The sequence below is a fragment of the Pseudomonas sp. DG56-2 genome (assembly GCF_004803755.1).
GTDB classification, from domain to species: domain Bacteria; phylum Pseudomonadota; class Gammaproteobacteria; order Pseudomonadales; family Pseudomonadaceae; genus Aquipseudomonas; species Aquipseudomonas auratipiscis.
In genome coordinates this window covers 5,519,437-5,545,491 of the sequence record NZ_CP032311.1, presented here as the reverse complement: position 1 = coordinate 5,545,491, position 26,055 = coordinate 5,519,437, and the positions used below count along the sequence as shown (strand labels likewise).

The following is a 26,055-nucleotide window of genomic DNA, read 5'->3' as shown; positions in this document are numbered from 1 at the left end:
CGACAAATTGCTACATGGCAGAGGCCTTGCTTGCTCCCCTGGCCGGGATGATCGGGTTAGAATCGCCGCTCAGTCCCGAGTGTGTACATATGTCCCAGGAACTCTCCGCCGAACAGATCCAGCACGCCTTGCAAGGCATCAGCGTACCGCCGCAGCCACAGATCATGGTCGATCTGCAGTTCGAGCAATATATGCCTGATCCCGACCTTGAGGTGATCGCCAAGCTGATTTCTCAAGACCCCGGTCTGTCGGGTGCTCTGCTCAAACTGGTGAACTCGCCTTACTACGGGCTGACCAACAAGATTGCCTCGATACAGCGTGCAGTGAATTTGCTCGGTAGCCGTTCGATCATCAACCTGATCAACGCCCAATCGATCAAGGGCGAAATGAGTGACGACACTATCGTTACGCTCAACCGTTTCTGGGATACCGCTCAGGATGTGGCGATGACCTGCCTGACCCTGGCCAAGCGCATCGGCTCCCAGGCGGTGGACGAAGCCTACGCCTTGGGCTTGTTCCATGACTGCGGTGTGCCGCTGATGCTCAAGCGTTTCCCCGATTACATGGGCGTGCTTGAAGATGCCTACGCCAGTGCCGGCCCTGACAAACGGGTGGTCGATACCGAGAACCAGGTGTTCAACACCAACCATGCAGTGGTGGGTTACTACACAGCCAAGTCCTGGCGCCTGCCCGAGCATTTGAGCAATGCCATCGCAAATCACCACAACGCCCTCGCAGTGTTCAGCGATGATTCGGCGCGCAGCAGCCAATTGAAAAACCTGCTGGCGATTCTCAAGATGGCCGAGCACATCTGCTCCTCGTACCGGGTATTGGGCAACCAGAGTGTCGATCACGAGTGGCAGGCCATTGGGCACTTGGTGCTCGACTACGTGGGGCTCTCGGAGTACGACTTCGAGAACCTCAAACAGACCATTCGCGAATTGGGCAGCCACTGACACATGCCGGAACTACCAGAAGTCGAAACTACCCGGCGCGGTATTGCGCCTTACCTGGAAGGCCAGCGCGTCAGCCGGGTAGTCGTGCGTGACCGGCGTTTACGCTGGCCGATTCCCGAGGATCTCGACATTCGCTTGTCCGGGCAGCGTTTCGTCAAGGTCGAGCGCCGCGCCAAGTACTTGCTGCTAAATGCCGAAGTCGGAACGCTGATCAGTCACCTGGGCATGTCCGGCAATTTGCGTCTAATCGAGATCGGCCTGCCTGCCGGCAAGCATGAGCATGTGGACATTGAGTTGGAGTCGGGTCTGGCCTTGCGCTACACCGATCCCCGCCGTTTCGGTGCCATGCTCTGGAGTCTGGATCCGCTCAATCATGAATTGCTGATCAAGCTCGGACCGGAGCCGTTGACCGATCTGTTTGACGGTGAGCGACTGTTTCAGCTGTCGCGCGGCAAGTCCATGGCGGTCAAGCCGTTCATCATGGATAACGCGGTGGTGGTTGGGGTTGGCAACATATATGCGACCGAGGCGTTGTTTGCGGCGGGCGTCGATCCGCGTCGCGCCGCGGGCAGCATTTCACGGGCGCGGTACTTGAAGCTGGCTATCGAGATCAAACGCATTTTGGCCTGTGCGATCGAGCGCGGTGGCACCACCTTGCGCGACTTTGTCGGCGGTGATGGCCAGCCGGGCTACTTCCAGCAGGAGCTGTTTGTCTACGGTCGCCGGGAAGAACCGTGCAAGGTTTGTGGCAGCATCCTGCGCGAGGTCAAACTGGGCCAGCGCGCGAGCGTTTTTTGCCCGCGCTGTCAGAAGTGAAGGCGCTCAGCGGGGGCTGAGCACTTCTGCGCGGCCTACGCCGCGGGGGTCGCTGGCGGCTTCCAGCGTTTGCTTGGCCTTGTCCCAGAACAACACTTGCTGGTTGCCGTATGTGCGGCCCAGATCCTTGAGCTGGTAGCCACGGGCCTGCAGTTGGTGTTGCTGTTCGGCGCTGAAGGCCCCCGGTTCGAGCTCTACGACATCCGGTAGATACTGGTGGTGGTAGCGTGGCACGGCGGGCCAACTGGCGACCGGCTTACCTTCGAGGAAACCAAGCATCGACAACAGCACCATGCTGGGAATCCGGCTGCCGCCTGGCGTGCCAAAGGCAGCGAACTGCGTCGGGCTCTCGATGAAGGTTGGGCTCATGCTCGATAGCGGCCGTTTGCCGGCGGCTACGGCATTGGCTTGACTGCCCGCCAGCCCGTAGCTGTTGCTGCCGTGAGGGTCGGCGGCGAAGTCGTCCATTTCGTTATTCAGTACCACCCCGGTGCCGGGTGCGCTGAAAGCTGCACCGAACGGCAGGTTCACCGACAGCGTCGCGGCGACGGCGTTACCATCGGCATCGATCACTGCAAAGTGCGTGGTGTGATCGCCTTCGCGCCAAGGCGGCGACGGCGGCAGACTGCTGCTGGGCGTAGCCTGGTAGACGTCAATGCTGTCTGCAAGGCCGGTCAAGTAGTTGCGCGACAGCAACTGCGCTACCGGGTTGTGCACGTAATCCGGATCGCCAAGCAGGCCACGGTCGCGGTAAGCCCTGCGCAACACTTCCAGCACGTAATGGCTGCGTTGTACCGGCTCGGCGCTTTGCCAGGGGAGGCGTTGGAGCATCGCCAGACTCTGGGCCAGGGCCACGCCACCGGCGGAGGGTGGTGGGGCGCTGATCAGCTCGCGCTGGTCGGCCAACGGGTAGCGCAATGGCTCGCGCTTGGCCGTGCGATAGTTGGCCAGGTCGTCCAGGCTCCAGATTCCGCCCGCGCCCTGCACACCTTGAACCATGGCCTGGGCAGTAGGGCCCGCGTAGAACCCATCGCGGCCCTGTTCGGCCAGTCGTTGCAGGGTGATCGCCAGTTCGGGTTGGCGGATCTTTGCACCCAGCTCGGGTACTTCACCGTTCGTGAGAAACAGACGGGCGCTCTCTGGGTCGTCACGCAGTGCGCTCAAGCGCATCTTGGCCCGATCCCGGTAGATACGATCGACGGCAAAGCCCTGGTTGGCCAGGCGAATAGCCGGGGCGAGGGTGCTTCTTAGCGGCAGCTTGCCGTAATGCGCTGCAAGATCGGCTAGTGCCGCTGGCAAGCCGGGGATCGCCGCCGCCAAAGGACCATTGATGGACAAGCCGGGCTGAACCTTGCCGTCCCGCAAATACATGGCTTCGCTGGCCTTGGCGGGCGCGCGCTCGCGCGCGTCGATAAAGGCGTAGCGAACCGGTGTGTCACTTTCACGTAGGAGGAAGAACCCTCCGCCGCCAAGTCCGGAGCCGTAAGGTTCGACGACTGCCAGGGCTGCACTGAGGGCAATGGCTGCATCGAACGCGTTGCCACCCTGCTGGAGGATTTCTCGGGCAGCGGCAGTGGCTTCTGTGTGCGGACTGGCGATCGCGGGACGCCCCGGGCCTTGGGCCTGGGCACCGACAGCCCCTAGCGCGAGGGTGGCGCCAAGAACTAACGGGAGGAACCGGGCGACGAACGGCATCAGGCCTTGCCGGTGATCTTGCGGTATTTGGCCATCAGTTCGTCTTCGGTCTCTGGATGCGCTTCATCCAGCGGGATGCAATCGACCGGGCAAACCTGCTGGCACTGCGGTTCGTCGTAGTGACCGACACACTGCGTGCACAGATTCGGGTCAATCACGTAAATCTCTTCGCCCTGGGAGATAGCGGCGTTCGGACACTCGGGTTCGCAGACGTCGCAGTTGATGCAATCGTCGGTGATGATCAGGGACATGGGGACTCCGGCCAGGGCTCAACACCCAGGCATTTGAAAACCAATGGGCACAATTGTGCCGCATTAGCGCCCGCAGTGCACGCGGGCGCCGTGGTCAAATCACCGATGTCACTTCTTGAAGCGTTCGGTCAGGGCTTCGGCCACCACGGGATGGACGAATTTAGTGATGTCGCCACCCAGAGCCGCGATCTCCCGAACCAAAGTCGAGGAAATGAACGAGTAACGCTCGGAAGGGGTGAGGAACAGGCTTTCGACATCCGGTGCCAGTTGGCGATTCATGTTCGCCAGTTGGAACTCGTACTCGAAGTCCGAAACGGCACGCAGACCGCGCAGGAATACATTGGCCTGCCTTTCCTTGGCGAAATGTGCCAACAAAGATGAGAAGCCGATGACTTCGACATTGGGCAGGTGCTTGGTAACCTCACGAGCCAGTTCCACCCGTTGTTCCAAGGGGAACAGAGGGTTTTTCTTCGGGCTGGCAGCGACCGCAATGATCACCTCGTCGAACAGCCGTGAGGCACGTTCGACCAGATCGCCATGGCCCTTGGTAATAGGGTCGAAAGTACCTGGGTACAACACTCGGTTCATCGCGTCGTCCTGGCAGGAGTGCGTTGGGGAGTCGGATGGTATCGCAGCAGTGGCAGTCGGCCAAGTCGCCTGCACATGCTGAAGGCACTATAGACAGTGAGGCCATTTGTTGTCATCTACTGGTAACCAGGCGTTCGATCAGCCCATCAGTGAGTCGGGCGGTCAGGCCGTACACCGACAATTGCGGGTTGGCTCCGATGCTGGTGGGGAACAGCGAACCGTCATGAATCGAGAGGTTGGCCAGTTGATGATGGCGTCCAAGACTGTCGCAGACAGCCTGGCGAGGGTCTTCGCCCATGGCGCAACCCCCCATCACATGGGCGCTGCCCAAGCGCGTGCGGAACAGTTCCAGGCTCAGGCCGTCGATCATTTTCCGGGCTTCTTGCAACGACTTCACGTAGCGACCGTCGCTGTGCACAGGCAGAACGGCCTCGGCACCGGCAGCAAACTGGATTTCAGCCATGCTGTGAAAGGCGCGGCGTACCCCTTCCCAGGCGTAGGGCGTGACGGCGTAATCGAGTACCGGTGAGCCATCGCCGCGCAACTGAACTTCGCCGCCGACACTTTGCGGGTGGAAACCGTCGCGCAGCAGGGCGAGCATCATGTGGGTGTTGGGGAGTTGCTCCATACGGATCGCATTTTCAGTACCCATGCCGCCGAGTAACGTGGCGGCCAGCGCGGGCTGCAGCGGTGGTACTTCAAGTTTGTAGCCGATTGGGCCGGTGACGCCATCGCGCCATTGAAAGTGATCGGAGTAGATCGACTGCGGGGCGCCGTAGAACGGATTGACCTTGTCCTTGAATAACCCTGCACTGAAATTGACCAGATGCAAGAAGGTGCGTTTGCCCAGGCGTTCATGGGGGTCCGGGGCGTCCGAGCGCAACAACAGACCAGGGCTGTTGATTCCGCCGCCGGCGAGAATGTAGTGTCGAGCTTTGACCTGAATCTTGCGCCCTGTCGGGTTGACGCAGCGGGCGTCCATGGCCAGGCATTGCAGGCCGCTGATGTGTTCACCGTCGTGGATCAGACGCTCAGCACGGGCCAGATAAAGCAGTTCGCCGCCTTTTTCCAGGGTGGCGGGAATGGACGTTACCAGCATCGACTGCTTGGCATTGACCGGGCAGCCCATGCCGCAATAACCCAGGTTCCAGCACCCGCGCACATTACGTGGAATGACTTTCCAACTGTAATCAAGGGCTTCACAGCCACGGCGTAGCACTTCGTTGTTGGCATTGGGTGGCATGGCCCACGGCGTAATGCCCAGACGTTGCTCGATACGCTCGAACCAGGGCGCAAGCTCGACACTGCTCAGGCCTTTCACACCATGCTCGCTGGCCCAATGCGCAAGCGTCGGTTCCGGTGTGCGAAAGCTTGAAGTCCAATTGATCAGGGTGGTGCCTCCTACGGCGCGGCCCTGCAGGATGGTGATTGCGCCATCCTTGCTCATGCGGCCGACACCTTCCTGGTAGAGGCTGGAGTACGCCTCGTCTTCGAGTAACTTGAAGTCGCTGCTGGTTTTGAGCGGCCCTTCCTCGATCAACAGCACCTTGAAGCCGGCGGCACTGAGCATTTCGGCACTGGTGGCGCCTCCGGCGCCGCTACCGATGATGGCGACATCGGCTTCCAGGCTCAGGTCTTGGTCCAGGCGCGAGGCGTCACGGGTTTTCCAGCCGCGGCTCATGCCGTCGCGGAACAGGTCTGGTACGGGCATCTTCAGCCTCTTGTCGTTGTCAGTTGATTCAGATCTTCGGAGGGCCTGGGTAGCCGCATCTCGCCCAGGATTGAGGTAACTCGTACCAGGCCATCTGCAACAATTGCAGCAGTGAGGCATGGCCCATACGCAGCAGATTCAGCGAGCTGTTTTCCCAGCGCTGTAAAAAGGCCTGCAGTTGTTCGGTGCTGGCGCTTTCCCATCCACCCCAGATACCCGTGAGTGGCCCGCGGGTAACTGGCAGAGCGAGTACGTCGAACAATTGCTGTGTCAGTTTGAGCATCGCCGGAGACAGGCTGGCAAGCTTGCTGTCCAGCCGGTTGAGCACTGCGTCGACGTTTTCGGCAGCGGAGGTTCCGGCAAGGACCACCGGAATCAGGCTGCGTAGAATCGGCAAGTCACCCTGGCGCAAGGTGATGAAACCGCTGGCCGGCGTTTGCGCCGAGCAGCCGCTGAGGCTTGCGCCCAGGCCGGCTGTCGCCAGGAACGCGGTGGCGCCCAGGCTGAACTTGAGCAGTCCGCGACGACTCAGGGCGGATGTTGCAGGCAGATTTATGGTCATTGTTGTTGTGCCTGGAGTTGTTGTTAGCGAATGAAGAGTTTGTATACCCACTTGATCAGCGGCTTGCTGTAGGGCGGGTAGATCAGGCGTGCGGCGTTCAAGCGTTGCTTGGCGAACACGGCCTTGGCTTTGCTGAAAGTCAGGAAGCCGTCGTGACCATGGTAGTGGCCCATGCCCGAGGGACCGACGCCGCCGAAGGGCAGGTCGTCCTGTGCAACGTGCAACAACGTGTCGTTCAGGCAGACGCCGCCAGAGTGGCTCTGCTCGAGTACCTTCTGCTGTTCGCCACGGTCATAGCCAAAGTAGTAAAGCGCCAAGGGTCGAGGGCGTTGGTTGATGTAGGAAAGCGCCTCATCAAGATGGTCGTAGGGCACCAGCGGCAGTAGTGGTCCAAAGATTTCGTCCTGCATCACGCGCATGTCGTCGTTGACCTGCTGCAGCAGGTGTGGAGGAAGGCGCCGGCCCTGACGGACTTCCTGTGGGTACAGGTCGATGATTTTCGCGCCTTTGTCACGCGCATCACTGAGATAACTCTCCAGGCGTGCCAGGTGACGGGGATTGATGATCGCGGTGTAGTCGGGGTTATCGGCCACGCTCGGGTAGAAGCGATGCACGACCTTGCGATAAGCGTCGGCAAAGTCATCCAGACGTTCACGTGGCACTAAGACGTAGTCTGGCGCCACGCAGGTCTGGCCGGCATTGAGGGTCTTGCCGAAGGCGATCCGTTCTGCCGCATCGGCCAGGGGCACGGTAGCGGAGACGATGGCCGGCGACTTTCCACCCAGTTCCAGAGTAACGGGCGTCAGGTTCTGCGCCGCTGCCAGCATGACGTGGCGGCCGACGCTGGTGGCGCCGGTGAACAGCAAGTGGTCGAAGGGCAGGCGAGAAAATGCTTCGCCGACATCGGCTTCGCCCAACACCACGGTAATCAAATCTTGGGGAAACGCAGACTCCAGCAATTGCTTGAGTAACAAGCCAGTTGCCGGTGTGGCTTCGCTGAGCTTGAGCATGACTCGATTGCCAGCAGCCAGGGCGCAGGTCAAAGGGCCCATGGCCAGAAACAGAGGGTAGTTCCACGGCACGATGATTCCCACCACACCCAAGGGCTGGTACACCACCTTGGCGCTGGCAGGCTGGAACGCCAGGCCGACCTTGCGCGGCGAGTCCTTCAGCCACTGCTTGAGATGGCGTTCGGTATGACGCAGCCCCTGGATGCTAGGCATCACTTCGGCTAGTCGCGTTTCATCGATACTACGGCCGCTAAAGTCCTCACTGATGGCTGCGGCAAGGGCATCCTGGTGCTTGAGCAGCATCTGCCGCAGGCTTTTCAGCCACTGCAGGCGCTGCGCTGCAGGTGGCATGGGGTTGCCGGCGAACGCCTGGCGCTGAACGCTGAACTGGGTGGCGAGATCATCAAGGGTGCTAGAGGGCAAAAGGCGAGCAGCGTCGGCGGTCATGCGAAAACTCCACGGCAGTGTGTTTTTCTAGAGCTTATACTCTAATACGCGCGTTTTGCGACTAGTTTTTAATGACAGGCAGGTACATCCACATTCGGATAAACCGTAAGATGGACCTAATCGATTAAAGCTCGGCATCTGGAACTGATCATGGCCCCGCGCATCAAGACCCGCGACCGCATCGTGCAGACCAGTCTGGAACTGTTCAACCAGCAGGGCGAGCGCAGCGTCAGCACCAATCACATTGCAGCGCATATGGAGATCTCTCCCGGAAATCTGTACTACCACTTCGCCAATAAGCAGGAAATCATTGCCGTGCTCTTCAGTCAGTACGAAGAGCAGGTGGAGAGCTTTTTGCGTCCACCGCAAGATCGCGTTGCCACGGTTGCCGACAAGCGTTTCTACCTCAAGGAGCTGTTAGCGGCGATGTGGGACTATCGCTTTTTGCACCGGGACCTTGAACACCTGCTCGACAGTGACAAAGAGCTGGCGGCCCGTTATCGACGTTTTTCCCAGCGCAGCTTGATCCAGGGCCAGGCAATCTACCGTGGTTTCGTGGAGGCTGGGCTTGTGGCCATGGATGCCGTGCAGATCGAGTCGCTGACACTCAATGCCTGGATTGTGCTGACCTCCTGGGTACGGTTTCTTTGTACTACCCGGGAAAGTTCGGCCTACCTCAGTGAAGACGCCTTCAAGCGAGGTATCTACCAGGTACTGGTCCTGGAGCTCGGTTTTGTTACAGCACAAGCTCGCCCTGCGGTGGACGCCTTGTGCCAGGAATTTTACGTATCGCTAAACCAGGCACTGGAGCAATAAAGCCCAGGCCCTATCCGTTCAATCGTTCAGGAGACTGTCATGCCCCTCGCGCAACTGATCACTGCCCAGCAATTGGCCGAACGCCTGGAGGCGCCGGAGCTGGTGATTCTCGATTGCCGCTTTGCCCTGGAAGATATCGACTATGGTCAGCGTAGTTATGCTGAGGGGCATATTGCCGGTGCGCATTTTGCCGACCTTGAACGCGACCTCAGTGGTCCGATCATCAAGGGCGTGACGGGTCGCCATCCATTGCCCGACCCAGAGCGCTTGGTCGAGCGTCTGCAAGACTGGGGCATCGACAACGACAGCGAAGTCGTTCTGTACGACGACGGTCCCGGTGCCTTCGCTGCGCGTGCCTGGTGGCTGCTCGCCTGGCTTGGCAAGCGTAGCGGCGTGTCGATTCTCGATGGTGGCCTCAAGGCGTGGCACGCAGCAGGGTTGCCGCTGAGCCTGGACGCACCGGTCAAACGCGAAGGTACTTTCAGAGGCGAACCTGATCCTGCAATGGTGCTTGATGCCACGCGGTTGGCACAACGCCTGGGCCAGGCCGACCTGACCCTGCTTGATGCCCGCGGTCTCCCGCGTTTTCGCGGCGAAGTGGAACCTATTGATCCTGTTGCCGGGCATATTCCCGGCGCGCAATGCGCAGCTTTCACCGACAACCTGGGCCCGGACGGTCGCTTCCTGGCTGCTGAGCAGCTCAAAAAGCGCTTTGCCGAAAAATTTGGCACGCGCGCGCCAGAGCAGCTGGTTGCCTACTGCGGTTCAGGTGTGACGGCTTGCCATAACCTGTTTGCCTTGTCGCTGGCGGGGTATCCGCTTGGAAAGTTGTATGCAGGGTCATGGAGTGAGTGGATTACCGACAACCAGCGCCCTGTAGCCACCGGGGATTAGGGTTCACAGGTCTGCCAGCCACTGCGGAATGCGTCTTTCCAGGTAATAGCCGGGATCCCGTACGCTGCCATCGACAAAGCCGACATGACCACCGCGCGAGTGCAACTCCAAGGTGGTCTTCGGCGCCAACTCTTTCGCCTCAGGCAAGCTATGGCTGAACACGAAAGGGTCATCGCTGGAATGGATTATCAACGTGGGCGTGCGGTTTTCGCCCAGGTAATAGCGGCTCGATGCCCTGCGGTAATAGTCCTTGGCGTCGATAAAGCCATTGAGTGGCGCAGTGACCTTGCCATCGAAGTCCCAGAAGGTACGCAGGTTCTCCAGCGGTCCCAGGCGATCCAGGGCTGCCAGTCCCTCCTGGTGGCCGTGGTGTTGGAAGTGACGCTGCTTATCTTTCACATACGCGAGCATGGCGCGCATGAAATGCGCCTGGTAAACCCGCGAAAAACCCAGGCCAATTCGGTCGGCGCATTGGTCCAGGCGAAACGGAACCGACACTGCCACCGCTGCCTGCACCTGGCTCGCCGAACCTACCTCACCCAGATGCTTGAGCAGCACATTACCGCCCAATGAGTAGCCGACCGCGTAGATCGGTGCCAACGGACGACTGCTGCGCAGATGCGCGATTGCTTCGGCCAGGTCTTCGCTGGCGCCAGAGTGATAGCTGCGTGCAAGAAGGTTGGGCTCACCAGAACAGCCACGCCAGTTCAAGGCCACGCTGGCCCAGCCTCGCGCCGCAAGGCAACGCTGCAAACCGATCACGTAGGGTGAGTTGGACGACCCGGTCAAACCATGGAGTAACAGTACCAGCGGCGCATCAGCGCTGTGCGGCCCATGCCAGTCGAGGTCGAGAAAGTCTCCGTCGGCCAACCAGAGCCGCTCGCGCTGACGAGACAAGACAGCCGACTTGCGCCAGAGCGGCCCCCACAATGTCTGCAGGTGTGGGTTGCCCAGCCCCCGGGCGGGCGTGAAGGGGCTGGGCGCAGATGAAGACATTGCGGCGTACTCACAAATCTTGTTACAAGTTAGTGTATGCCGGGTCCCTGAACTTCGCTGCAATCAACCCGCCGGCTGCTCGGGTAAGGGATGCTGCTCGCCTGTAGGGCCGACGCTGATCCGCACCAGCTTGTCGAGCTTGAGGTGTTTTTTCAAGGCGACGTTCAGCTCATCCAGTGTCAGTGCCTGAACGTGCGCGATGAACGCTTGGCGGTAGTCCAGTGGCAACTGATGCACGCCTATACGCATCAGAATCTGACTGAGCTGTTCATTGCTTACCGATTCTCGAAGGTAGACACCGCGCAATTTGTTCTTGGCATCGGTGAATTCTTGTTCAGTCGGGCCATTGTCGGCGTACTCCTGCAACAACTCTTCGAGCAGCGCAACGGCGCCCTCCTGGTATTTGGCTTGAACTTGAGTATTGAACACCCAGATCCCGGTGCCAGTCGGTTGCAGCAGGTGAGAGCTGGCGCTGTAGGTCAAGCCGCGTTGGGTGCGCAGTTGCTCGAAGAGTCGAGACGTTGATCCACCACCGAGTATCAGGTTAGCCAAGGTCAGTGCCGGCGCATCGGGATGATCGATACCGACCCCAGGTATGGCCAATAGCAGGAGTGATTGAGCACCGGGGTGTGCGATGTGATAGATCTCCGGCTCGAACGTTGCCGGTTTCTGCAGCGGCGGCAGGGCCGTGCCTCCAGGCAAGGCAGTGGACAGTTGGGTGGCGATATCCCGGGCCTGCTCTTGAGTGAGGTCGCCAACCAGGGTGATCAGTGCGTTTTCTGCGTTGAACGCATGTTGATGAAATGCCTGGAGGTCGGCGATTTTCAATGTTTCAAGCGTCTGCGGTGTACCAAGCTTGGGCGTGGCATAGGGGTGACCGGCATAGGTATGCGCATACAGCTGCGAGAGCGCTTTGGTCATGGCGTAATCTTTGTTTCGCGCGGACAGGCTGTTCATCTGATCTTTGATCAGTTGCAACTTGTCTTCGGCAAACTGCGGTTGACCTAATACCTCGGCTAACAACGCCACTGCCTTGGCACGGTGCGGCCCTGAGCTGAGGCTACGCACGCTCACGTAGGTGTAGTCGAGATGAACTGATTTTTGGAATTTTGCACCGATTTCGTCAAATTCCTCGGCAATCTGCAGGTCATCGCGCTGAGTTGTTCCCTCATCGAGCATGCCGGTGGTGAGCTGAGCAAGTCCTGACGCGCCATCGTCCCTAGCGCTGCCTGCGTCGAACACGACTCGCACATCGAACATTGGTAGCTTCGGGCTGCGTAGAAACAGCACCTGGCTTCCCTGGGGCGTTTGCCACGATTCGATTGGCAGCTGCAATTGCGCAGGAGAGGCGGGAGGCGTCTTCAATGACTCCAGCTCAAGGACATGGGATTGTTCCTGTGCATGGAGCACGCCGCACACCAGCGCCAGTAAGGCATATAGAAAACTGCTCGTGATTTTATTCATCTTCGGCCTCCTCGGCCTGGAAATAGGCAGCAGCGAAACGCTCGCGGGTGAAGTACGAAGCCGCGACTTGTTGAATTTTTTCCGGCGTTATCAGTGCCAACCTGGCGGCGTCAGCATCCAGTTGGGAGATCGCCAGGTCACTGCCCAGAAGGGCTGAAATGCTGGCTGCCTGACCTTCCAGATGGTCTTGAGCGAAGACCTTTTCAGCCAACAGCAAGGCTTTGGCTCGTTCAAGCTCTTGCGGCTCGGGCGGGGTCTGCTTCAAGTTGTTCAGTTCCGCCCAGATGGCTTTCTGGATCTCCGGCAGTGGGCGAGGTTGGGCGATATTGACCAAGGCGTTGATTTCAAAAAGCGTATCGCCCCTTGATATCGCTTTGTATTTGACCCGGGGAGAGGAAAGGATTGCCTGCTGACGATGCAGGCGGGTGCTGAGTCGTGCCCCCATTCCTGCTCCCAGCAGCGCTTGAATCAATCGCAAGGCCTCTACATCGTCTGCCTGTTCGGCTGTTGCGTAGGTGGGCACGTTGAAGGCCATGTTCAGCAATGGGGTGCTGGACTTATCGAGTACGGTCATTGTTCTCGGGCCTGCCGGAATCGACTGCAAGGGCCGCTTTGTCACTGGCAAGTGTTGCCGGGAGAAGCCCGCGAAGTAGTGTTCAACTTGCGCTTTGACTTCATCGAGTTGCACATCGCCAACGACAACCAAGGTGACGTTGTTGGGTGCATACCAGGTCTTATACCAGGCTTTGAGCTCCTCGTTGCTCATGCGCTCAAGGTCATTCTGCCAGCCGATCACAGGCGTGCTGTAGCTGCTGGTGTAGGCAATGGATTGCAATTGCTCTTGTGTTCTATCGGTGGGGTAACCGTCGACTTCCTCGCGGCGCTCAGATTTTACTGCTTCTATTTCGCGCTCGAATTCGGCAGCGGCGAGGGTGGCGCCCTGAAGCAGGTCAGCGTTCAGCTCCAGTGCCACAGCCAGGCGATCGCTTGGTAAGGTCTGGTAGTAGACCGTCATGTCGCGAGTGGTGTAAGCGTTCTGGCTGCCGCCCAGGCGTTCAATGATTTGCGAGAACTCTCCGGGCGCAGTCTTTGAACTGCCACGAAAGAGCATGTGTTCCAGGGCATGAGACAGTCCCGATTGGCCGGGGTATTCATGGCTAGAACCGACTTTGACGAGCATGTGGGTAGTGACCACCGGGGCTCGGCGATCTTCGCTGACGACCACTTGCAGGCCGTTATTCAGGCTGAAGGTGTGACGGACGGGCAAGTCCGCCAGGGCTTGGCCCGAGAACAGAAGCAAGCCAAGCAGGCCGCTTCCTAGGCAATAACGTCGTTCCATGACGGCGCTCCTTCTGGTTGATGACCAGAGGAACGATCAGCTACAACGAGGGGGCGCAGGGACTATTTAATTACCACACTGTTAGCGGCCCCCGTCTTCACAGGGGCCGCGAGCCAATTCAGCCACGCTGCCAGAGGGCGTAGTACACCTGTCCGGCTTTCTTCTCGCGATGCAGACGCCAGTTACCTGGCAGCCGCAGCGTAGAAGGCGGGGTTTCGCTTTCGGTGTAGATCCAGGCATTGGCAGCCAGCCACTGGCGCTCTTCAAGGAGTGCACAGGTGGTTGGCAGCAGTTCCTGGTGGAACGGTGGGTCGAGGAATACCAGATCGAAAGCAAGCTTCGGCTCGCCTTGCAGGTAGCGCTGGGCATCGCTCTGGATCACCTGGCCGCGAGGGCAGCGCAGGGTCTCCAGGTTTTGCCGCAGGCTGGCAATGGCCGCTGGATTGCTGTCCAGCGCAACAGCTTCGCCGGCTCCACGTGACAGCGCCTCGAGGTACAGGGCGCCGCTACCGGCAAAGGCGTCGAGAACCTTGGCCCCTTCGATGTGTGGCGCCAGCCAGTTGAACAGCGTTTCACGCACTCGATCGGGCGTAGGACGCAATCCTGGGGCGTCAGGAAAGCTCAGGCGGCGGCTGCGCCATTCACCGGCAATGATGCGCAGTTGGCCTTGACCGCTATGTTGCTTGGCCGTTTTTGCGGATGGACTGGCCATTAATGCTCCGGTACACCAAGCGGCTGCTCGGTGGGTTTGTCAGTGGGCGGCGGCAGGGGTTTCTGCGGCACGCTTGGTCCTGCAGTGACAATCACCATCTTGTCAGTTGCGAGGTGCTTATTGAGTGCAGCTTTGACCTGCTCCACAGTCAAGGCCTGGGACTGCTGCATGTAGTCTTCCAGCCAGGTCAACGGTAGGTCGTAGAAGCCAATGGCACCCAGTTGGCCGACGATGCTGGCGTTGCTGGCATTGGACAGCGGAAAACTGCCCGCGAGTTCACGCTTGGCATCGTCCAGCTCTTGCTGGCTCGGGCCGGTCTTGAGGTAATCGGCAAGGATATCCTGGACCAACGTGAGAGTGCCTTCGCTGAGTTCAGCGCGGGTCTGCAGGTTAATCATGAACGGGCCACGTACCTGCATCGGGCTGAACACGGAGTATACGCCGTAGGTCAGGCCGCGTTTCTCACGGACTTCGCTCATCAGACGGGTGCCAAAGGCGCCGCCACCCAGAATCTGGTTGCCCAACGACAGTGCAGCGTAGTCAGGGTCGTTGCGGTCGATACCCAATTGCGCCAGCATCAGGTGCGTCTGGTTGGACGGGAAGTCGATATGTGTAGTGCCAGGCTTTGGCTCCTCAGGCTGAGCCAGCTTGGCCAGTGCTGGCTCCTTGGGTAGGGCTGCCGAAACCTGGGAGGCAATGGCTTCGGCTTCGCTGCGACTGAGGTCGCCAACCAGGGCGATGACGGCATTGCCCGCGGCATAGGCCTTGGCATGGAATGCGCGCAGTTGCTCCAGGGTGATCGGCGTAATGCTCTTGGCAGTGCCATCACTTGGATGGGCATAGGGGTGATTGCCATACAGGTGCTCGAACAACGCAATGCTGGCCAGCTTGCCTGGGTTCTGCTTCTGGTACTCGAAGCCGGCCTGCAACTGGTTCTTAATCCGCTCCAGGGCATCCTGCGGGAAAGTAGGTTTGCCGACGACTTCAGCGAACAGCTTCAGTGCCGGTTCACGCTTATCCGCTGCGCTCAGGCTGCGCAGTGAGGCCACGGCCATGTCGCGATAGGCGCCGTTACCGAAGTCTGCCCCCAAGCCTTCGAAACCTTCGGCAATGGCGGTAACGTCCTTGCCGGAAACCCCTTCATTGAGCATGGCGTTGGTCAGGGTAGCCAGACCTGGAGCGTCTCCATCCTGGCTACTGCCGGCAGCGAAGGTCAGGCGCAGGTCGAACATTGGCAGTTCACGTGCTTCGACGAACAGCACCTTGGCACCTTCGGCAGTGTTCCAGGTCTGGATGTTCAATTGGCGACGGCTGGGCGCCTTGCCATCGAGCTCTGCCAGTGTCTGCAAGGTATTGGTTGGCTTGGCCGCCGCGCTGTTGGCAGGCTGCGCGGCATTGTCCGATTGGGCCGGCTTGGCCAGGAAGAACGCCGAGGCGCCTACCAGCACCAGGATGCCGAGGCCGATCAGGGTGTAACGGGGTGCGCTACGTTCACTCATGAGCGTTCTCCTCGGGCAGTACATGGGCAACGCTCAGGCGTTCACGGGTGAAGTAGGTGCGCGCGGCGTTCTGAATGTCGGCCGGGGTTACGCTCTTGAGTTCATCGAGTTCGCTATCAATCAGCTTCCAGGACAGGCCGACGGTCTCCAGCATGCCGATGGAAGTGGCCTGGCTGCTAATGGAGTCGCGATCGTAGACCAGTCCGGCGATGACCTGGGCGCGTACGCGCTCAAGCTCTTCGGCGGATGGCGGGGTGGTTTTAAGCTCGTCGAGCAGCTTCCAGATACCGCTTTCGACTTCGGCCAGGGTTTTTTTCTTCTGCTGATTCGGTGTGGCCGAGATCAGGAACAGGCTGTCGCCACGGGTAAACGGGTTGTAACTGGATGATGCCCCGGAGACCAACTCCTGGCCGCGCTCCAGGCGACTTGGCAGGCGAGCACTGTAGCCACCGTCAAGCAATGCCGAGATCAGGCGCAGAGCATGCACGGTACGCGGGTCCTTGGCGGTTGCCAGGCCGGGGGCGTTGAAGCCGTAGATCAGGCTCGGCAGTTGGGTGCGCACATGCAGGGTGGTCTCGCGCAAGCCAGGTTCGGCCAGTTCCAACGGCAATTTGGCCGGTGGAATTGCGCGCTTTGGGATAGCGCCGAAGAAGCGCTGGGCCAGACCTTTGACCTCATCGACCGTAACGTCGCCGACTACTACCAGGGTGGCGTTGTTCGGGGTGTACCAGGACTCGTACCAGTGGCGCAGCTCTTCGACCTTCATGCGGTCCAGGTCTGCCATCCAACCGATGGTGGGCGTGCGATAGCTGCTGGCCGGGAAGGCCATGGCGCTGAACAGCTCAAAGGCTTTCGCGTTGGGCTGATCGTCGGTGCGCAGGCGACGTTCCTCTTTGATTACCTCGATTTCGCGGCTGAACTCGTCAGCAGGCAAGCGCAGACTGCTCATGCGGTCGGCTTCCAGCTCCAGGGCTACCGGCAGGCGGTCGCGAGCCAGTACCTGGTAGTAGGCGGTGTAGTCGTCGCTGGTAAAGGCGTTCTCTTCGGCACCCAGGTCGCGCAGGATCCGTGAGGCTTCGCCCGGTCCGAGCTTCTCGCTGCCTTTGAACATCATGTGTTCCAAAGCATGGGAAAGACCCGTCTGGCCAGGGGATTCATAGGTAGAGCCCACCTTGTACCAGATCTGCGAGACCACCACCGGTGCGCGGTGGTCCTCGCGCACGACCACTTTAAGGCCGTTGTCGAGAATGAACTCATGGGTGGGTTGCGGATCGGCGGCAAAGGCCGCGAACGGCAGACAAACTGTGCTGAGCAACAGGCCAGCGGCGCGGCGGGCTAGAGCATTCATACGTTGTTTAACCTGTAGGACTGCCCGCGTGGTCTTAGCGTCAGCGGGCTAGGAGGTGCTAGGATACTGATCCGGTTGCCTGTCGACCATGCCTGTCGTGGATCTGACCTGCAGGCCACAAGACAAAATGCTGCGCATGAACGAGCCGGAATAAAAGTAGTCTGTTCTGCGTGAAAAGAATTCTCGAAGTGCCACAGTGGCGCTTCGCTACCCTGAGATAGCCGTCTTCCATGTTTGGTTCCAACGACGACAAAAAGACGCCGGCCGCGGCTGGTGAAAAGAAAGGCCTGTTCGGCTGGCTGCGCAAAAAGCCCCAGCAACCTGTTGCCGAGCAGCCACAACCTCCCGCACCGATTGAGCCGGAGCAGGTTGCAACGCCGCCAGTCGAAATTATTTCGACTCCGGTTGCAGCACCTGAGCCCGTTCAGATTGCCGCGGTCGAAGCCCCGCACGCGCCGTCCGTCGGGCTGGTCTTGCCGGTTCCTGAAGAGCCGGTAGCACTGGTCGCCGACCTGGAGCCGCATGAACCTCCCCCCATCCCGGAACGTCCGGTACAGGTGGAAGCGGCCCAGCCTGCGCCGCTGGTGGTTGAGCCTATGCCCGTGCCTGTGGTTACAGCGCCAGAACCTGTTGCGCCACCGGTAGTCCTGGCCGAGCCTGCGCCGGTAGCGCCGGTAGCGCCGGTAGCGCCGGTAGCGCCGGTAGCGCCGGTAGCGCCGGTAGCGGTTGCAGAACCTGCGCCTGTCGAAGACGTTGTTCCCGTCAGTACCGAGGAAAGCAAGGGCGGTTTCTTCGCTCGCCTCAAGCAAGGATTGTCCAAGACCAGCGCCAGCATTGGTGAGGGCATGGCCAGCCTGTTCCTGGGCAAGAAAGCGATCGATGATGATCTGCTCGACGAAATCGAGACCCGCCTGCTGACCGCAGATGTCGGTGTTGAAGCCACCTCGACAATTGTCCAGAGTCTGACCCAGAAGGTCGCGCGTAAGCAGTTGGCCGACAGCGATGCCTTGTACAAGTCGCTGCAGGGTGAACTGGCTGACCTGCTCAAACCAGTCGAGCAGCCATTGCGCATCCATTCCCAGGCCAAACCTTTTGTGATTCTGGTCGTGGGTGTCAACGGTGCCGGCAAAACCACCACCATCGGCAAGCTGGCGAAAAAGCTTCAGCTTGAAGGCAAGAAAGTCATGCTGGCAGCCGGTGACACTTTCCGTGCCGCCGCCGTCGAGCAACTGCAGGTGTGGGGCGAGCGTAACAATATTCCGGTTATTGCCCAGCACACTGGCGCCGATTCCGCTTCAGTGATCTTCGATGCTGTCCAGGCTGCGAAGGCGCGGGGTGTTGATGTGTTGATCGCCGATACCGCCGGTCGACTGCATACCAAAGACAACCTGATGGAAGAATTGAAGAAGGTCCGTCGGGTCATCGGCAAGCTCGATGCCGACGCACCTCACGAGGTCTTGCTGGTGCTCGATGCTGGCACTGGGCAAAACGCTATCAACCAGGCCAAGCACTTCAATCAGAGTGTCGAGCTCACAGGCCTGGCCCTGACCAAGCTCGACGGCACCGCCAAAGGCGGCGTCATCTTTGCCCTGGCCAAGCAGTTCGGCTTGCCGATCCGCTATATTGGCGTGGGTGAAGGTATTGACGATTTGCGCACCTTCGAAGCAGAACCCTTCGTGAAAGCACTGTTTGCCGAGCGGGAGCACCCATGATTCGATTCGAACAGGTCGCCAAGCGCTACCCCAATGGTCACGTAGGCCTGCATGAGTTGAGTTTTCGGGTGCGTCGGGGCGAATTCCTGTTCGTCACCGGTCATTCCGGCGCGGGCAAAAGTACGTTGCTGCGCCTGTTGCTGGCCATGGAGCGGCCTACCAGCGGCAAACTGTTGCTGGCCGGACAAGATCTGGGACAGATCAGTAATGCCCAGATCCCCTTCCTGCGCCGGCAAATCGGCGTAGTGTTCCAGAATCACCAACTGCTGTTCGACCGTACCGTGTTCAACAACGTTGCCTTGCCGCTACAGATCCTCGGACTGTCCAAGGTCGAAGTTGCCAAGCGCGTCGACTCGGCGCTCGAGCGCGTAGCGCTTTCGGACAAAGCCGAGTTGTATCCTGGCGATTTGTCCACCGGACAACAGCAGCGCGTTGGTATTGCCCGCGCCATTGTCCATCGCCCGGCCTTGCTGCTGGCGGATGAGCCCACCGGTAACCTCGACCCGCGCCTGGCCGCAGAGATCATGGGTGTATTTGAAGATATCAACCGCCTGGGCACCAGCGTGCTGATCGCCAGTCACGACCTGGCGCTGATTGCGCGTATGCGCCATCGCATGCTGACACTGCAACGCGGTCGCTTGATCGGCGACGGGGAGGCCGGGCAATGAGTGCGACACGCAGTCCCAAAGTTTCCGAGCGCGTGGCCCCCAAGGCCGCCGATCCGCAACCGGAAAAAAACAAACGCAGCAGCCATGACGACGATGGTCCTGACTTTCGCACTCTTCTGCATGCCTGGCTGGAAAGTCATCGCTCCAGCCTGCTCGATAGTTTGCGCCGTCTGGCCAAGCAGCCAATAGGCAGCTTTTTCACCTGCCTGGTGATGGCTGTGGCCCTGAGCTTGCCCATGGGGCTGTCGTTGCTGCTGAGCAACGTCGAGCGTCTGGGAGGATCGTGGCAGCGAGCGGCACAGATTTCCCTGTATCTCAAGTTGGATGCCAGCAGCCGCGATGGCGAAGCGCTGCGTGAGCAGATCAAGGGTTTGCCTGGCGTTGCCGAGGCCGAATACGTTAGTCGTGAAAAAGCCCTGGAAGAATTTCAACAGCAATCGGGCCTGGGCGATGCCCTGCGTGAATTGCCGGATAATCCACTTCCCGGTGTGGTTGTCGTAACCCCGGCGGAGGTCGACAAGCCAGCGCTGGAAGCCTTGCGCCAGCGCCTTGCAGAGCTCCCCAAGGTGGATGTAGCGCAACTGGATCTGGTCTGGGTCGAGCGTCTGGCGGCGATTCTGAAGCTGGGCGACCGTTTTGTGTTCGGCCTGACTGTCTTACTGGTATCGGCGCTGCTTTTGGTAATTGGTAACACAATTCGCCTGCACATCGAGAACCGCCGTACCGAAATTGAAGTCATCAAGCTGGTAGGCGGCACTGACAGCTATGTACGCCGGCCTTTCCTGTACATGGGTGCGTTGTATGGTCTGGGCGCCGGGGTGTTGGCCTGGGGCGTACTGGCATTTGGCCTGAGCTGGCTGAACGACGCGGTTATTGGCCTTTCCGGGCTTTATGGCAGTGATTTCGCCTTGGCCGGGGTTCCGCCTGCCGATGGTCTGTCGCTCTTGCTTGGAGCGGTGTTGTTAGGGTATATCGGTGCTTGGATTGCGGTCGCCCGCCATTTGCGAGAGCTTGCACCGCGATAGTGTCTTTTTGCTGCTATTGACTCTTTTCATATTCAGGGAACTTGTTTCGCGGTTCCCGGTCAATGTTGGCAGTGCCTGAGGGCACGAGTTTAGTGAGTCGGAGGTTTTTTCGTATGACCACTTCGTTGCAACCTGCCTATGCCCTGGTTCCCGGTGCAAACCTGGAGGCCTACGTGCACACAGTCAACAGCATTCCACTGCTGTCGCCTGAGCAGGAGCGTGAACTGGCCGAGAGTCTCTACTATGAGCAAAATCTAGAGGCAGCTCGGCAGATGGTGCTCGCGCACCTGCGCTTTGTCGTACATATCGCTCGCAGTTATTCGGGCTACGGGCTGGCCCAGGCTGACCTGATTCAGGAAGGCAACGTTGGCCTGATGAAAGCGGTCAAACGTTTCAATCCTGAAATGGGTGTGCGCCTGGTGTCCTTTGCTGTGCACTGGATCAAAGCCGAGATTCACGAGTTCATTCTGCGTAACTGGCGCATCGTCAAAGTCGCTACCACCAAGGCCCAGCGCAAACTGTTCTTCAACCTGCGCAGCCAGAAAAAACGCCTGGCCTGGCTGAACAACGATGAAGTTCATCGTGTTGCTGAAAGCCTGGGCGTCGAGCCACGTGAAGTGCGCGAGATGGAGAGCCGCCTGACCGGTCAGGACATGGCCTTTGACCCAGCGTCCGAAGCTGATGACGACAGTGCTTTCCAGTCGCCGGCCAATTACCTGGAAGACCATCGCTACGACCCGGCTCGTCAGTTGGAAGATGCCGACTGGAGCGACAACTCCACCAGCAATCTGCATGAAGCACTGCAGGGCCTGGATGATCGTAGCCGTGACATTCTCTATCAGCGCTGGCTGGCAGAAGAAAAGGCCACACTGCATGATCTGGCCGAGAAATACAGCGTGTCTGCCGAACGCATTCGTCAGCTGGAAAAGAATGCGATGAACAAGGTGAAAGCCTTGATCGCAATCTAAGTCGCGACAAACAAAAAGCCCCGAAGTGTCGGGGCTTTTTTTAGGCATCACGGATTTTCGTGGCTAGATGGGGCAGGGCTGGGTTGTGCACTGCAAATGTATGCTTATCCCGTTACGGCATCATCAAGAGTTACGGCCACCTCCTCTTCGGTACGCCCCCAGGTCAGACAATTAATCGATGTTGCAGGTGAGCTGCAGGATATGGTCGTGTTCGTGAATGGTTCTGTTAGCGAGCACTTCAATCGCCGCCACCTGTTCGCTGGTCAGGTTGTATCCTTCATCCCCTCGCTGGGGCGCTGTCCACCCCATGATTGCCGCTAGCTGTGGATCGCATCCGTCAGGCAGCGCGATTTCATAAGCTAGTTGTTCGGTCTCTCTATCGAATGCTTCGATGATGTATTTCAAGGTTCCACCTCGCGTGCATTGCCCGAAAGTCCTTGGGCAACTTCATATAGGCGCCGAGAGATTGTCATACCGAACCGGCAATCCGTGAAAACCCTTTTTTATGGTGCCGGGCCATTCACGCGACAACGCCGGTCTATAATCGCGCCACGTTGGCCCCGCCACTCTTTCCGCCACCCATGTCGAGACTGTTATGACCATTTCCTTGTATGCCGCTTCTGTTCCTGTTTTCAAGCAAATGCTCAACGCCTTGAGTGAGGTTCTGAACAAGGCCGAAGCTCACGCTACGGCTAAAAACATTGATCCGAGCGTCTTCCTGCAGGCTCGCCTTTATCCGGATATGTTTCCACTGGTTCGCCAGGTGCAGATCGCGGTTGATTTCGCCAAGGGTGTATCGGCACGCCTGGCTGAGGTCGAGTTGCCGAAATACGATGACAGCGAAACCACCTTTGCTGAGTTGCAAGCACTGATCAGTAAGGTTCTGGCTTTCCTGGACGGCGTTGCGCCAGCGCAGATCGATGGCAAGGAAGGTATTGAAATCGTGACCCGTCCGGGTACGCCGAAAGAGAAGCGCTTCACTGGCCAGGCCTATTTGCTGACCTACGGTCTGCCGCAGTTCTTCTTCCATGTCACCACCACTTACGCAATCCTGCGTCACAATGGTGTGGAAGTGGGCAAGCGTGATTACATGGGCGCGTTCTAAGGCATTTACCCCGTAATCGGCAAATAATGAAAACCCGGCAAAGTGTGCGCTTTGCCGGGTTTTTTATTGCTTCCAGGGCGCCTTGCGCGGGCTTTCCAATTGAACCAGGTAACCACTGCCACCCAACTGACGCATCTGTTGCCGAATCCAGCCGGCTCGCCGAGCCACGTAGCTGCTTGGGCGGCTAGCGCTCCAGTTCAGCGGGCTGGGTAGTACTGCTGCGAGCAGGCTGGCCTGCTGGCGGCTAAGGCGGCTGGCATCGACACCGAAATGGTGTTGCGCCGCGGCTTGGGCGCCAAACACGCCTTCGCCCCACTCAGCGCTGTTGAGATAAACCTCAAGAATTCGCTCCTTTGACCAGAGCAACTCGATCAGGGCGGTGAACCAGGCCTCCAGGCCTTTGCGCAGCCAACTGCGCCCTGACCAGAGGAATTGGTTTTTCGCCACTTGCTGGCTGAGGGTGCTGGCGCCGCGAATGCTACCGCCGCGTTCGTTGTGGGCCAGGGCTGCCTGAATGGCAATGAAATCGAAGCCCCAGTGATTGGCGAACTTCTGGTCCTCACCGGCAATGACCGCCACCTTGAGCTCGTCGGATATTCGCTCCCAAGGCTCCCAGTCGCGCTGCAGGTCGATAGGTTGGCCGTTGAACCAGGATTCGATCTTGCGTTCGACCATCAACGCAGTGCCGGGTGGAGGTATCCAGCGCAGCACCAGCACCAATAAGGCACTGCCGGCGGCGAACCAGAGCAGGGCGCGGGTAAGACGGCGGATTATGGAAGACAACATAGAGATGGCTTGGCCGAACCGATTGAGCGGGCCATTATACAGACCCTGTGATGACTAGGAGTCGCCCCATGTTGCGTAGTTTTCTTTTGCTCGCCGCGTTTTTCGGCTTCACTGGCGTCGCCTTGGGGGCATTTGCCGCTCATGGTTTGAAAGGGCGCTTGAGCAGCGAATACCTGGCGATCTTCCAGACAGGTGTAACCTATCAGTTGGTCCATGCCCTGGCGTTGTTCGGGGTTGCCGTACTGGCTACGCAGTTGCCGGGGCGCCTGGTGGGTTGGGCTGGCGGCTTGTTTACCCTGGGTATCGTACTTTTCTCGGGCAGCCTTTACCTGCTGACCCTCAGCGGGATTGGCAAACTGGGCATAATCACTCCAATCGGCGGCATGGCCTTCCTCGGTGGTTGGTTGTGCCTGGGCCTGGCAGCCTGGCGCCTGGGTTGACTCGGCGGTCCGAATCGAGACGAATGGCGATGCTTGGCCTTGGTCGCAGCACCTGATCAGGGCTAGAATGCGGGCCCCTAAAAATAATGGTGGCCGTGCGCATGCGCATTCAATTGAACGGTGAACCCTTCGAGTTGCCCGATGGCGAAAACGTCGAGGCCCTGCTGACCCGCCTGGACCTTGTCGGGCGCCGTGTCGCGGTAGAGCTCAACCTGGACATCGTGCCACGTAGCCAGCATGCAGCCACAGCGCTGCGTGAAGGCGATCAGGTCGAAGTCGTGCATGCCATCGGCGGCGGCTAGAGGCCCAGGATTACCTTGCAAGTCCCTCAACCATTCAGAGGATATCCGATGAGCAACCTTCGCAGCGACAAGCCCTTCACGCTGGCCGGCCGTACCTTTCAGTCGCGCCTGCTGGTCGGCACTGGCAAGTACCGTGACCTTGAAGAAACCCGCCTGGCCATTGAAGCCTCGGGTGCCGAGATCGTCACCGTGGCCGTGCGCCGTACCAATATCGGCCAGAACCCGGGCGAACCGAATCTGCTCGATGTGCTGCCGCCGGATCGCTACACCATTTTGCCGAACACCGCGGGTTGCTATGACGCGGTCGAGGCCGTGCGCACCTGCCGCCTGGCCCGTGAGCTGCTTGACGGCCACAACCTGGTCAAGTTGGAAGTGCTGGCCGACCAGAAAACCCTGTTCCCCAACGTCATTGAAACAATCAAGGCCGCCGAAGTGCTGGTCAAGGATGGTTTCGACGTGATGGTCTACACCAGCGACGATCCAATCATCGCCCGTCAGTTGGCTGAAATCGGTTGTATCGCTGTTATGCCGTTGGCGGGCCTGATTGGCACCGGCTTGGGCATCTGCAACCCGTACAACCTGCAGATCATCCTTGAAGAATCAAAAGTACCGGTACTGGTAGATGCCGGCGTCGGCACTGCTTCGGACGCTACAATCGCCATGGAAATGGGGTGCGAGGCGGTGCTGATGAACTCGGCCATTGCCAACGCCCAGCAACCGATCATGATGGCAGAAGCCATGAAGCACGCCATTGTCGCGGGTCGTCTGGCTTACCTGGCCGGTCGTATGCCGAAGAAACTCTATGCCAGCGCCTCGTCGCCGCTGGATGGTCTGATCAAGTAAGAGCTCCTGATGACTGAATCGCAAGAAACGCCGATCTCCACTGACGGCGAAGAGCGCCAACACCGCCGTATCAAAAGTTTCGTGATGCGCGCCGGGCGTATGACCGAGGGCCAGCAACGTGGCCTGGAGCAGGGTGGTCCACTGTTCATTCTGCCGTTGGCCGATAGCCCGGTCGACTACGACCAGGTATTTGGCCGTTCAGCGCCGCGTACCCTGGAGATTGGTTTCGGCATGGGCCATTCCTTGCTGGAAATGGCTGCTGCGGCACCGGAGCAGGATTTTATCGGTGTCGAAGTACACCGGCCAGGTGTCGGTGCGCTGCTCAATGGCGTGCTGACCCAGGGTTTGAAGAACCTGCGGGTGTATGACTGCGATGCGATCGAAGTGCTGAACAAGTGCGTGGCTGACAACAGTCTCGATCGGCTGATGCTGTTTTTCCCTGACCCATGGCACAAAAGCCGTCACCACAAGCGGCGTATCGTTCAGCCCGAGTTTGCCGAGCTGGTGCGCAGCAAGCTCAAGGTGGGCGGCGTATTCCATATGGCTACCGACTGGGAACCCTATGCTGAATACATGCTGGAAGTGATGAATGTGGCGCCGGGTTACCGCAACCTGGCAGCGGACGGCAAATGCGTAGAGCGTCCGGCTGAGCGCCCGATCACCAAGTTCGAACGCCGTGGCGAGCGACTTGGGCATGGGGTTTGGGATCTGAAGTTCGAAAAGCTGGCGTAAGCCTGTAGCGGGGCAAGGCGAATCGTCGCCCTGCCTCGCGATGCATTCAGCGTCGGTCAGCAACTACGCCAATCAATACCAGCACAACCAGCAACACCGGCGCCAACGCATAGTTGTTGAATTGCGCCAACCCGCGCACTACCCACGGCGTTGCGTAGATCAGCGCAGCACCACTGCCGATCATCACCAACAGCGCCATGAAAGGCACGCGCAAGGCACCTGCCAGGCCGCCCAGGCGTTGTTCCACCCAGCCTTTGATATCCGTGCCAAACAACACCAGCAAGCAGCCTACAAGCGCCAGTGCGATTTCCGATAGATTGCTGCGACTCCAGCGAGAAACTGTCGAGAGCAGGTCGAGTACCAAGTCCAT

27 protein-coding genes and 1 pseudogene are annotated in these 26,055 nt (G+C 59.3%); 13 read left to right on the top strand and 15 right to left on the bottom strand.

Annotated features, from left to right (window positions below; all coding sequences use genetic code 11):
• The first annotated feature begins 89 nt into the window (after nt 1-89).
• Together D3Z90_RS25420 and mutM are read left to right on the top strand one after the other, a co-directional pair.
• A complete protein-coding gene (locus D3Z90_RS25420; RefSeq protein ID WP_136478627.1) occupies nt 90-956 on the top strand; it encodes an HDOD domain-containing protein in 867 nt (288 codons plus the stop codon).
• A gap of 3 nt (nt 957-959) precedes the next feature.
• Nucleotides 960-1,772, top strand: coding sequence for a bifunctional DNA-formamidopyrimidine glycosylase/DNA-(apurinic or apyrimidinic site) lyase (mutM, locus tag D3Z90_RS25415; protein WP_136478626.1), 813 nt, complete (start codon nt 960-962; stop codon nt 1,770-1,772).
• Nucleotides 1,773-1,778: 6 nt separating this feature from the next.
• On the opposite strand, the gene ggt is transcribed toward mutM, so the two are convergent.
• The 6 genes from ggt to D3Z90_RS25385 all read right to left on the bottom strand — a co-directional run bounded on the left by ggt (nt 1,779) and on the right by D3Z90_RS25385 (nt 8,036).
• Nucleotides 1,779-3,467: a gamma-glutamyltransferase gene (gene ggt, locus D3Z90_RS25410; RefSeq protein ID WP_136478625.1), complete on the bottom strand. Its 1,689-nt coding sequence runs from the start codon at nt 3,465-3,467 to the stop codon at nt 1,779-1,781.
• Entirely contained in the window at nt 3,467-3,718 is a 252-nt protein-coding gene (locus tag D3Z90_RS25405) for a YfhL family 4Fe-4S dicluster ferredoxin (RefSeq protein WP_017124885.1), read from the bottom strand. The genes ggt and D3Z90_RS25405 overlap by 1 nt, the downstream gene beginning before the upstream one ends.
• Nucleotides 3,719-3,826: 108 nt before the next feature.
• Entirely contained in the window at nt 3,827-4,306 is a 480-nt protein-coding gene (gene coaD / locus D3Z90_RS25400) for a pantetheine-phosphate adenylyltransferase (protein ID WP_136478624.1), read from the bottom strand.
• Nucleotides 4,307-4,418: 112 nt separating this feature from the next.
• The gene (locus D3Z90_RS25395; RefSeq protein WP_136478623.1) at nt 4,419-6,017 is read right to left on the bottom strand and encodes a GMC family oxidoreductase; all 1,599 of its coding nucleotides are present in this window, start codon (nt 6,015-6,017) and stop codon (nt 4,419-4,421) included.
• A 28-nt stretch (nt 6,018-6,045) separates the two neighbouring features.
• The gene (locus D3Z90_RS25390; protein ID WP_136478622.1) at nt 6,046-6,579 is read right to left on the bottom strand and encodes a twin-arginine translocation pathway signal protein; all 534 of its coding nucleotides are present in this window, start codon (nt 6,577-6,579) and stop codon (nt 6,046-6,048) included.
• A gap of 23 nt (nt 6,580-6,602) precedes the next feature.
• The gene (locus D3Z90_RS25385; RefSeq protein WP_136478621.1) at nt 6,603-8,036 is read right to left on the bottom strand and encodes a coniferyl aldehyde dehydrogenase; all 1,434 of its coding nucleotides are present in this window, start codon (nt 8,034-8,036) and stop codon (nt 6,603-6,605) included.
• A 150-nt stretch (nt 8,037-8,186) separates the two neighbouring features.
• Between D3Z90_RS25385 and D3Z90_RS25380 the strand changes: the two genes are divergently transcribed.
• Together D3Z90_RS25380 and D3Z90_RS25375 are read left to right on the top strand one after the other, a co-directional pair.
• On the top strand, nt 8,187-8,852 hold the full coding sequence (locus tag D3Z90_RS25380) for a TetR/AcrR family transcriptional regulator (RefSeq protein WP_136478620.1): 666 nt from the start codon (nt 8,187-8,189) through the stop codon (nt 8,850-8,852).
• 39 nt (nt 8,853-8,891) lie between these two features.
• Nucleotides 8,892-9,746, top strand: a complete 855-nt coding sequence (locus D3Z90_RS25375; protein ID WP_136478619.1) for a sulfurtransferase — start codon at nt 8,892-8,894, stop codon at nt 9,744-9,746.
• A 3-nt stretch (nt 9,747-9,749) separates the two neighbouring features.
• On the opposite strand, the gene D3Z90_RS25370 is transcribed toward D3Z90_RS25375, so the two are convergent.
• The 6 genes from D3Z90_RS25370 to D3Z90_RS25345 all read right to left on the bottom strand — a co-directional run bounded on the left by D3Z90_RS25370 (nt 9,750) and on the right by D3Z90_RS25345 (nt 17,104).
• A complete protein-coding gene (locus tag D3Z90_RS25370; RefSeq protein WP_136478618.1) occupies nt 9,750-10,742 on the bottom strand; it encodes a hydrolase in 993 nt (330 codons plus the stop codon).
• A gap of 63 nt (nt 10,743-10,805) precedes the next feature.
• Nucleotides 10,806-12,206: a pitrilysin family protein gene (locus D3Z90_RS25365; RefSeq protein WP_136478617.1), complete on the bottom strand. Its 1,401-nt coding sequence runs from the start codon at nt 12,204-12,206 to the stop codon at nt 10,806-10,808.
• Nucleotides 12,199-13,545: a pitrilysin family protein gene (locus D3Z90_RS25360; protein ID WP_136478616.1), complete on the bottom strand. Its 1,347-nt coding sequence runs from the start codon at nt 13,543-13,545 to the stop codon at nt 12,199-12,201. Before D3Z90_RS25360 ends, D3Z90_RS25365 begins: the two co-directional genes overlap by 8 nt.
• A 118-nt stretch (nt 13,546-13,663) precedes the next feature.
• Nucleotides 13,664-14,257 carry a 16S rRNA (guanine(966)-N(2))-methyltransferase RsmD gene (gene rsmD, locus D3Z90_RS25355; protein ID WP_136478615.1) on the bottom strand — a complete coding sequence of 198 codons (594 nt, stop codon included), beginning with the start codon at nt 14,255-14,257 and terminating at the stop codon, nt 13,664-13,666.
• Nucleotides 14,257-15,756 (bottom strand): pitrilysin family protein, encoded by a 1,500-nt coding sequence (locus D3Z90_RS25350; RefSeq protein WP_136478614.1) that lies wholly within the window; start codon nt 15,754-15,756, stop codon nt 14,257-14,259. The genes rsmD and D3Z90_RS25350 overlap by 1 nt, the downstream gene beginning before the upstream one ends.
• Nucleotides 15,749-17,104, bottom strand: a complete 1,356-nt coding sequence (locus D3Z90_RS25345) for a pitrilysin family protein (RefSeq protein WP_136478613.1) — start codon at nt 17,102-17,104, stop codon at nt 15,749-15,751. The genes D3Z90_RS25350 and D3Z90_RS25345 overlap by 8 nt, the downstream gene beginning before the upstream one ends.
• Nucleotides 17,105-17,334: 230 nt before the next feature.
• On the opposite strand from D3Z90_RS25345, the gene ftsY reads away from it, so the two are divergent.
• The 4 genes from ftsY (at nt 17,335) to rpoH (ending at nt 21,477) form a co-directional block, all read left to right on the top strand.
• The gene (ftsY, locus tag D3Z90_RS25335; RefSeq protein WP_136478612.1) at nt 17,335-18,816 is read left to right on the top strand and encodes a signal recognition particle-docking protein FtsY; all 1,482 of its coding nucleotides are present in this window, start codon (nt 17,335-17,337) and stop codon (nt 18,814-18,816) included.
• Nucleotides 18,813-19,484 (top strand): cell division ATP-binding protein FtsE, encoded by a 672-nt coding sequence (gene ftsE, locus D3Z90_RS25330; RefSeq protein WP_065757980.1) that lies wholly within the window; start codon nt 18,813-18,815, stop codon nt 19,482-19,484. Before ftsY ends, ftsE begins: the two co-directional genes overlap by 4 nt.
• The gene (gene ftsX / locus D3Z90_RS25325) at nt 19,481-20,509 is read left to right on the top strand and encodes a permease-like cell division protein FtsX (RefSeq protein WP_136478611.1); all 1,029 of its coding nucleotides are present in this window, start codon (nt 19,481-19,483) and stop codon (nt 20,507-20,509) included. The genes ftsE and ftsX overlap by 4 nt, the downstream gene beginning before the upstream one ends.
• A gap of 113 nt (nt 20,510-20,622) precedes the next feature.
• Nucleotides 20,623-21,477, top strand: coding sequence for an RNA polymerase sigma factor RpoH (gene rpoH / locus D3Z90_RS25320; RefSeq protein ID WP_136478610.1), 855 nt, complete (start codon nt 20,623-20,625; stop codon nt 21,475-21,477).
• Nucleotides 21,478-21,648: 171 nt separating this feature from the next.
• Here rpoH and D3Z90_RS25315 read toward each other — a convergent pair whose 3' ends face one another.
• Entirely contained in the window at nt 21,649-21,882 is a 234-nt protein-coding gene (locus D3Z90_RS25315; protein WP_136478609.1) for a hypothetical protein, read from the bottom strand.
• A gap of 190 nt (nt 21,883-22,072) precedes the next feature.
• On the opposite strand from D3Z90_RS25315, the gene D3Z90_RS25310 reads away from it, so the two are divergent.
• Nucleotides 22,073-22,582, top strand: coding sequence for a DUF1993 family protein (locus D3Z90_RS25310; protein ID WP_136478608.1), 510 nt, complete (start codon nt 22,073-22,075; stop codon nt 22,580-22,582).
• A gap of 63 nt (nt 22,583-22,645) precedes the next feature.
• On the opposite strand, the pseudogene mtgA reads toward D3Z90_RS25310, so the two are convergent.
• Nucleotides 22,646-23,403, bottom strand: a pseudogene (mtgA, locus tag D3Z90_RS25305) (monofunctional biosynthetic peptidoglycan transglycosylase).
• Between the two features lie 33 nt (nt 23,404-23,436).
• On the opposite strand from mtgA, the gene D3Z90_RS25300 reads away from it, so the two are divergent.
• From D3Z90_RS25300 to trmB, 4 genes are all read left to right on the top strand, one after another.
• The gene (locus D3Z90_RS25300) at nt 23,437-23,808 is read left to right on the top strand and encodes a DUF423 domain-containing protein (RefSeq protein ID WP_136478606.1); all 372 of its coding nucleotides are present in this window, start codon (nt 23,437-23,439) and stop codon (nt 23,806-23,808) included.
• Nucleotides 23,809-23,909: 101 nt separating this feature from the next.
• Nucleotides 23,910-24,110: a sulfur carrier protein ThiS gene (gene thiS / locus D3Z90_RS25295; RefSeq protein WP_136478605.1), complete on the top strand. Its 201-nt coding sequence runs from the start codon at nt 23,910-23,912 to the stop codon at nt 24,108-24,110.
• 48 nt (nt 24,111-24,158) lie between these two features.
• Nucleotides 24,159-24,953, top strand: coding sequence for a thiazole synthase (locus D3Z90_RS25290; RefSeq protein ID WP_136478604.1), 795 nt, complete (start codon nt 24,159-24,161; stop codon nt 24,951-24,953).
• A gap of 9 nt (nt 24,954-24,962) precedes the next feature.
• Entirely contained in the window at nt 24,963-25,685 is a 723-nt protein-coding gene (gene trmB, locus D3Z90_RS25285) for a tRNA (guanosine(46)-N7)-methyltransferase TrmB (protein WP_136478603.1), read from the top strand.
• A 46-nt stretch (nt 25,686-25,731) separates the two neighbouring features.
• On the opposite strand, the gene D3Z90_RS25280 is transcribed toward trmB, so the two are convergent.
• On the bottom strand, nt 25,732-26,055 hold the full coding sequence (locus tag D3Z90_RS25280) for a DUF3392 family protein (protein ID WP_136478602.1): 324 nt from the start codon (nt 26,053-26,055) through the stop codon (nt 25,732-25,734).

What these genes read in the sequence shown, in the direction of transcription:
- D3Z90_RS25420 (WP_136478627.1), top strand. Translation starts at nt 90, where the DNA reads ATGTCCCAGGAACTCTCCGCCGAACAGATCCAGCACGCCTTGCAAGGC.
- mutM (WP_136478626.1), top strand. Translation starts at nt 960, where the DNA reads ATGCCGGAACTACCAGAAGTCGAAACTACCCGGCGCGGTATTGCGCCT.
- ggt (WP_136478625.1), bottom strand. Translation starts at nt 3,467, where the DNA reads ATGCCGTTCGTCGCCCGGTTCCTCCCGTTAGTTCTTGGCGCCACCCTC.
- D3Z90_RS25405 (WP_017124885.1), bottom strand. Translation starts at nt 3,718, where the DNA reads ATGTCCCTGATCATCACCGACGATTGCATCAACTGCGACGTCTGCGAA.
- coaD (WP_136478624.1), bottom strand. Translation starts at nt 4,306, where the DNA reads ATGAACCGAGTGTTGTACCCAGGTACTTTCGACCCTATTACCAAGGGC.
- D3Z90_RS25395 (WP_136478623.1), bottom strand. Translation starts at nt 6,017, where the DNA reads ATGCCCGTACCAGACCTGTTCCGCGACGGCATGAGCCGCGGCTGGAAA.
- D3Z90_RS25390 (WP_136478622.1), bottom strand. Translation starts at nt 6,579, where the DNA reads ATGACCATAAATCTGCCTGCAACATCCGCCCTGAGTCGTCGCGGACTG.
- D3Z90_RS25385 (WP_136478621.1), bottom strand. Translation starts at nt 8,036, where the DNA reads ATGACCGCCGACGCTGCTCGCCTTTTGCCCTCTAGCACCCTTGATGAT.
- D3Z90_RS25380 (WP_136478620.1), top strand. Translation starts at nt 8,187, where the DNA reads ATGGCCCCGCGCATCAAGACCCGCGACCGCATCGTGCAGACCAGTCTG.
- D3Z90_RS25375 (WP_136478619.1), top strand. Translation starts at nt 8,892, where the DNA reads ATGCCCCTCGCGCAACTGATCACTGCCCAGCAATTGGCCGAACGCCTG.
- D3Z90_RS25370 (WP_136478618.1), bottom strand. Translation starts at nt 10,742, where the DNA reads ATGTCTTCATCTGCGCCCAGCCCCTTCACGCCCGCCCGGGGGCTGGGC.
- D3Z90_RS25365 (WP_136478617.1), bottom strand. Translation starts at nt 12,206, where the DNA reads ATGAATAAAATCACGAGCAGTTTTCTATATGCCTTACTGGCGCTGGTG.
- D3Z90_RS25360 (WP_136478616.1), bottom strand. Translation starts at nt 13,545, where the DNA reads ATGGAACGACGTTATTGCCTAGGAAGCGGCCTGCTTGGCTTGCTTCTG.
- rsmD (WP_136478615.1), bottom strand. Translation starts at nt 14,257, where the DNA reads ATGGCCAGTCCATCCGCAAAAACGGCCAAGCAACATAGCGGTCAAGGC.
- D3Z90_RS25350 (WP_136478614.1), bottom strand. Translation starts at nt 15,756, where the DNA reads ATGAGTGAACGTAGCGCACCCCGTTACACCCTGATCGGCCTCGGCATC.
- D3Z90_RS25345 (WP_136478613.1), bottom strand. Translation starts at nt 17,104, where the DNA reads ATGAATGCTCTAGCCCGCCGCGCCGCTGGCCTGTTGCTCAGCACAGTT.
- ftsY (WP_136478612.1), top strand. Translation starts at nt 17,335, where the DNA reads ATGTTTGGTTCCAACGACGACAAAAAGACGCCGGCCGCGGCTGGTGAA.
- ftsE (WP_065757980.1), top strand. Translation starts at nt 18,813, where the DNA reads ATGATTCGATTCGAACAGGTCGCCAAGCGCTACCCCAATGGTCACGTA.
- ftsX (WP_136478611.1), top strand. Translation starts at nt 19,481, where the DNA reads ATGAGTGCGACACGCAGTCCCAAAGTTTCCGAGCGCGTGGCCCCCAAG.
- rpoH (WP_136478610.1), top strand. Translation starts at nt 20,623, where the DNA reads ATGACCACTTCGTTGCAACCTGCCTATGCCCTGGTTCCCGGTGCAAAC.
- D3Z90_RS25310 (WP_136478608.1), top strand. Translation starts at nt 22,073, where the DNA reads ATGACCATTTCCTTGTATGCCGCTTCTGTTCCTGTTTTCAAGCAAATG.
- D3Z90_RS25300 (WP_136478606.1), top strand. Translation starts at nt 23,437, where the DNA reads ATGTTGCGTAGTTTTCTTTTGCTCGCCGCGTTTTTCGGCTTCACTGGC.
- thiS (WP_136478605.1), top strand. Translation starts at nt 23,910, where the DNA reads ATGCGCATTCAATTGAACGGTGAACCCTTCGAGTTGCCCGATGGCGAA.
- D3Z90_RS25290 (WP_136478604.1), top strand. Translation starts at nt 24,159, where the DNA reads ATGAGCAACCTTCGCAGCGACAAGCCCTTCACGCTGGCCGGCCGTACC.
- trmB (WP_136478603.1), top strand. Translation starts at nt 24,963, where the DNA reads ATGACTGAATCGCAAGAAACGCCGATCTCCACTGACGGCGAAGAGCGC.
- D3Z90_RS25280 (WP_136478602.1), bottom strand. Translation starts at nt 26,055, where the DNA reads ATGGACTTGGTACTCGACCTGCTCTCGACAGTTTCTCGCTGGAGTCGC.